The sequence below is a fragment of the Draconibacterium sp. genome (assembly GCF_041583095.1).
Taxonomy (GTDB): domain Bacteria; phylum Bacteroidota; class Bacteroidia; order Bacteroidales; family Prolixibacteraceae; genus Draconibacterium.
On record NZ_JBFHGM010000339.1, the window covers coordinates 1 to 4,908 of the forward strand.

At 40.5% G+C, this 4,908-nt stretch carries 7 protein-coding genes; 5 read left to right on the forward strand and 2 right to left on the reverse strand.

The window, feature by feature from the left end:
- Nucleotides 1–103 precede the first annotated feature (103 nt).
- Nucleotides 104–376, forward strand: coding sequence for a hypothetical protein (locus ABZB17_RS20520; protein ID WP_372653158.1), 273 nt, complete (start codon nt 104–106; stop codon nt 374–376).
- Between the two features lie 170 nt (nt 377–546).
- Here the strand turns inward: ABZB17_RS20520 and ABZB17_RS20525 are convergent, their stop codons facing one another.
- The gene (locus tag ABZB17_RS20525) at nt 547–1,293 is read right to left on the reverse strand and encodes an SDR family oxidoreductase (RefSeq protein ID WP_372653160.1); all 747 of its coding nucleotides are present in this window, start codon (nt 1,291–1,293) and stop codon (nt 547–549) included.
- Nucleotides 1,294–1,560: 267 nt separating this feature from the next.
- On the opposite strand from ABZB17_RS20525, the gene ABZB17_RS20530 reads away from it, so the two are divergent.
- The 4 genes from ABZB17_RS20530 (at nt 1,561) to asnB (ending at nt 4,693) form a co-directional block, all read left to right on the forward strand.
- Nucleotides 1,561–1,959, forward strand: a complete 399-nt coding sequence (locus ABZB17_RS20530) for a hypothetical protein (RefSeq protein ID WP_372653163.1) — start codon at nt 1,561–1,563, stop codon at nt 1,957–1,959.
- Nucleotides 1,960–1,965: 6 nt separating this feature from the next.
- Nucleotides 1,966–2,187, forward strand: coding sequence for a hypothetical protein (locus tag ABZB17_RS20535; RefSeq protein ID WP_045026376.1), 222 nt, complete (start codon nt 1,966–1,968; stop codon nt 2,185–2,187).
- Nucleotides 2,188–2,242: 55 nt separating this feature from the next.
- A complete protein-coding gene (locus ABZB17_RS20540; RefSeq protein ID WP_372653165.1) occupies nt 2,243–2,542 on the forward strand; it encodes a hypothetical protein in 300 nt (99 codons plus the stop codon).
- Nucleotides 2,543–3,004: 462 nt separating this feature from the next.
- The gene (asnB, locus tag ABZB17_RS20545) at nt 3,005–4,693 is read left to right on the forward strand and encodes an asparagine synthase B (protein ID WP_372653168.1); all 1,689 of its coding nucleotides are present in this window, start codon (nt 3,005–3,007) and stop codon (nt 4,691–4,693) included.
- Between the two features lie 17 nt (nt 4,694–4,710).
- Here the strand turns inward: asnB and ABZB17_RS20550 are convergent.
- Nucleotides 4,711–4,908 (reverse strand): hypothetical protein (locus ABZB17_RS20550; protein ID WP_372653170.1); only part of this gene is annotated, 198 nt, incomplete at its 5' end.

Genomic DNA, 4,908 nt, shown 5'->3' on the forward strand with positions numbered 1-4,908 from the left:
AATGCATGGATTTTGCTTCTAATTATTTGTTTGTCAGACTCTTAAATTAGCAAAATCCTTTTTTATTTCCAAGAATATTTTCAGGTTTTATTTCTGCAAGTTATTGACATTTAAACAGTTAAAAATCGAACTCGGGTTAATAAACTTTGAAGTGGAAGGCAATGCCGTTACCGCTGTTATTTTTCAGAATGCAAGCGGTGAGCATTACAAAGTCGATAATCTCAGAATGTCAGGACATCAATTCTGTTTTACCTTTCAAACAAAATCGGGTAAAATACTGGAAGTTAAAGGCACTATTCGCGATGATGAAATGCTTGTAAATCTGCTGGATATAGAAAAATCTTTTGGAGACTACTCTTTGAAACGAACTCATTAACTCATTCTTTGAGATTAGATTCCATAGGTTCGAACTTGTTTTGTAGCACAAAGTTGGGTGTTTCGGCGATTGTGATACGTTCGAAAAGCAAAATGAATAGAGCCTTATGCCTGAGTTTTTCATTAATAAAGCCAAACAATCAATCCTCGACAATCTGGAAAATGATAAGATTACACGTAAATCATCTTTTTGGTCATTCCTCCGTCAATTACAAAATTCTGTCCGGTAATAAAGTCGTTCTCCTTCTTTAGCAGGAAAATAACCATGCCGGCAATATCTTCTGCTTTGCCAACGCGCCCTGCAGGGTGTTGTGCGTGGTCTTCTTTTGTTAGTTTTTCCTGATGAGCAAGGGAGGGTTTTTTAGCTGCCGATACATCAATCCATCCGGGGCTGATGGCGTTAACTTTTATCTGCGGGCCAAGACTTGTAGCCAATGCGTGGGTAAGTGCAAGAATTCCGCCTTTGCTTGCCGAGTAGGCCTCTGTGTCAGGTTCGGACTGTAGAGCACGCGTTGAGGCCATGTTTATAATTCTCCCACCGTATGGTTTCATAAACGGTGTTACATATTTCGAGCACAAAAAAGCACCGGAAAGATTGGTGCCAATTACTTTGTTCCACTCCCCGAAGGAAAGTTCCTCCAATGGTTTGTCGATGCTAATTGCCGCATTGTTTACCAGCGCATAAATATTTCCGTGCTGTTTCGCCGATTTCTGCACCGCTGCCTCAACCGATTTCTCATCGGCCACATCTACATGATAAACCTGTACGGTTTCATCGGTAAATTCCTCGCGAAATTCAGCAATTGCTTCTTCGTCAATTTCAAAAACCGATACTGCGTAGTTGTTATTCAGTAAATCAAGAGCCAGGTGTTTGCCGATTCCCTGGGCGCCTCCGGTTACAATTACATGTTTTTTCATACTTCAAATCTTCTTCAATAAAATTAATCAAATTTCAATTGTGTCATTTCTGTGGATGGGGCAAAAATGAATGTCGCCACAAACTTTCTTTTAGCAAAGCTTATGGGAGCAGAAAACACTACATTTTTGTAGGATCGCCACATTTTTCTTACAAAAAAGAAATGTTTAACTGTGTATTGTTTTTTTCAAATCGCTGGTTTCCAGCAATCTGTTTTTTTTGGTATTTCATTTGCCCGGTTCATGCCAAACAATTTAAATGTGCAGGATATGAGAGTGCTATTACCCGTTGCCGGAAAAGAAACAGGAAGTGAGAAAATCGCGCGTGGTTTTCATAATGCAAAATTGGTGTGTATCTACGATTCGGAGTCGAAAGCGTTTGAGTGGAAAGAGACTGCCGAAATTAGTCCCAATCCGGGCGATCTTACCCACGAGTTAAAACGTTTGCAAATAAATACCATTATCAGCGGATATATTCCACCCATGGTTTTGCAAATTTTTACCCGAAATGGTTTTTCAGTATTAAAAGCACGTGGCCGAAATGTACAGGAAAACATCAGCTTTTTTACCCAAAACCAGCTGGAATCGTTTACCTCGCAGGCAGCACGCGAATTGTGGGGCTGCGAGAGTGGTTGTAATTCATGCAGTTCAACATCGTGTAAAAACTAGTGGCTTATGGCAATCGATAAAGCAATAACATTTGTAAAACGGGCAACTTCCGAAAGCGATTTTCGGAAAGCTTGTTACCGGGCCCCGTCGAGAGAGAGCCTGCTGGAAGAAAAAGGTTTTACCGAGGTAGAGTTCGACGATGCCATAAATATGCAGCTGGTAAAATGCCAAACCTACGAGCAGGCCGAAGTGTATCAGCAGATACGCATGTGGTTTTTATCCCTATAATTATTTAATGAACCCGAAAAACGGAGCAGCCGTATTCGGACAAAAAATTTATACTATGAATTACAGAGACCTGGAAGCCGTTAGGCAAATTGTAAACGAAGCAACCGGATTAGATATTAGCTATGCCTACGAAGATCTTGTTTTTCCGGAGCATGGCGCATTTATTATACAGTTTAACGAAAAAAGTACCGATAAACTACATTGTTACTTTCATGAAGATTGTATTGCAAAGGATGCTGCAACGATTTTTGCCAACCTAAAAAACGAGACCGAAAAACGTAAATGCGAACTTCTGCGCGGGGGAGCATACAATTTTGAGCAGGTTGGAGACAACATACAAATTCGGTTTTTATAGCTGCAAATCAACGAATTCTACACGCTTGGTCAATAATATATCGGGCTAAAACGACGTGATTTTCTTACATATTCGAAAATATTGCTACTTACCTGCAATTGAATTGTCATAAATGTTGCCGATTTGTTAACAGTTTGATTAATACAGGGGTGTTGGTTAAAACTTTTTATCTGTGATCCCTGTTAGGGTGTGTTGTGGAAATATATACTTTTTTTAATCGCTATGCTGTCATTTTTTAGGGGGTAAACGAAAAAAGAAATAAAACATGAAGAACATGCCTTGTCGAGAAGGGGGTGATTGTGTAATATAAGATTATTAAAATGTTTTATTAATTGCTATTAAAGTCCTAAAAAGATAGCTAAATGTTAATTTAAGTAGAAATTTGTCAATAATAATTTTGCAGTATTGACAAAGTGATTATTTTTGACACAAAATATTTGACAGCTAAGAAAATTTACGAATATGTGTGGAATTGTTGGAGCATTTGATTTAAAAGTTAAAGCTGAGGACCTCCGCCCTCAGGTGCTGATGATGAGTAAAAAAGTTCGTCACCGCGGACCGGACTGGTCGGGTATTTATTGTGGCGAAAAAGCGATAATAGCTCACGAGCGTCTTTCAATAGTTGACCCGGAGTCGGGTGGACAACCTTTATATAGTAAAGATGGAAATCTTATTTTGGGTGTTAACGGAGAAATTTATAATCACCGTGAAATTCGTAAACGTTACGAAGGGAAATACGAATTCTTAACCAAATCAGACTGTGAGGTAATTTTAGCCCTGTATAACGACAAAAAGGAAAAATTCCTGGACGAGATGAACGGTATTTTTGCTTTTGCCCTTTACGACGAGGTAAACGATTCCTATCTGATTGGTCGCGACCATATCGGTATTATTCCGTTGTACCAGGGATGGGACAAGTGGGGGAACTACTATGTAGCATCCGAATTAAAATCGTTGGAAGGATTTTGTACCAAGATAGAGGAATTTCCTCCGGGCCATTATTTATACAGCAAGGATGGCGAACTTAAAAAATGGTATGTTCGCGAGTGGGAGGAATTTGACAATGTTAAAGATAATCCGGCAAGTGTTGAAGAGTTGTCGCAAGCTCTGGAAGATGCTGTACAGCGTCAGTTGATGTCGGATGTGCCATACGGAGTGCTGCTTTCGGGTGGTTTAGACTCGTCGATTACATCGGCGCTGGCAAAAAAATTCTCATCAAAACGTATTGAGGACGGTGGCGAAAAAGACGCCTGGTGGCCACAGTTGCACTCGTTTGTAATTGGTTTGGATGGCTCGCCCGATTTGGCTGCTGCGCGTAAAGTTGCCGATCATATCGGAACGGTTCACCACGAAATTAATTATACCATCCAGGAAGGTTTGGATGCTATCCGTGATGTAATTTACCATATCGAAACATACGATGTAACTACCGTTCGTGCATCAACACCCATGTACATGTTGTCGCGTGTAATTAAATCGATGGGTATTAAAATGGTGCTAACCGGCGAGGGCGCTGATGAAATTTTTGGAGGTTACCTGTATTTCCACAAAGCACCAAATGCCGAAGAATTCCACAAAGAAAGTGTGCGAAAAGTAAGCCGACTGAATTTGTACGACTGTCTGCGTGCCAATAAATCGTTGGCTGCATGGGGCGTTGAAGGTCGTGTACCATTCCTTGATAAAGAATTTGTTGACGTGGCAATGCGTTTTAACCCGGAGGCCAAAATGGCCAAAGACGGTAAAATGGAAAAACATTGTCTGCGTGAAGGATTTGCCAAATACCTGCCCGAAGAAGTGGCATGGCGCCAGAAAGAGCAATTCTCTGACGGTGTTGGCTATGGCTGGATTGACACGCTGAAACAAATTGCAGAAGACAAGGTGAGCGACGAAATGATGGAAAATGCGAAATATCGTTTCCCGGTAAACCCACCACGAAACAAAGAAGAATATGTGTACCGCGAAATTTACAGCGAACACTTCCCGTCGGATGCGGCTGCAGCTTGTGTGCCTTCTGAGGCTTCAATTGCATGTAGTACGGCTGCTGCTCTTGAGTGGGATGCTTCGTTCCAGGGAAATGCCGATCCATCAGGTCGTGCGGTTAACACGGTTCATGCACAAGGAGCGACATTTAGGGACATTAAGAAGAAATAATTTTAATTTATTATCAATCAACTCAGGGAGCCATTCGTTTTATACGGATGGCTTTTTTTGTTGAAAGTCACTTTGGTAATAACCTGAGTTCGATTCAAAATATTAACCTCAGAAATACAGAAATGTGCAAGATTTGGATTAAAAATATTGAAAGAATAGCGGGCTATTTTAAAATATTTTTGGTTCAAAGATTGTGCTTTTCTGTATTTTCCTTC

What these genes read in the sequence shown, in the direction of transcription:
- ABZB17_RS20525 (WP_372653160.1), bottom strand. Translation starts at nt 1,293, where the DNA reads ATGAAAAAACATGTAATTGTAACCGGAGGCGCCCAGGGAATCGGCAAA.
- ABZB17_RS20530 (WP_372653163.1), top strand. Translation starts at nt 1,561, where the DNA reads ATGAGAGTGCTATTACCCGTTGCCGGAAAAGAAACAGGAAGTGAGAAA.
- ABZB17_RS20535 (WP_045026376.1), top strand. Translation starts at nt 1,966, where the DNA reads ATGGCAATCGATAAAGCAATAACATTTGTAAAACGGGCAACTTCCGAA.
- ABZB17_RS20540 (WP_372653165.1), top strand. Translation starts at nt 2,243, where the DNA reads ATGAATTACAGAGACCTGGAAGCCGTTAGGCAAATTGTAAACGAAGCA.
- asnB (WP_372653168.1), top strand. Translation starts at nt 3,005, where the DNA reads ATGTGTGGAATTGTTGGAGCATTTGATTTAAAAGTTAAAGCTGAGGAC.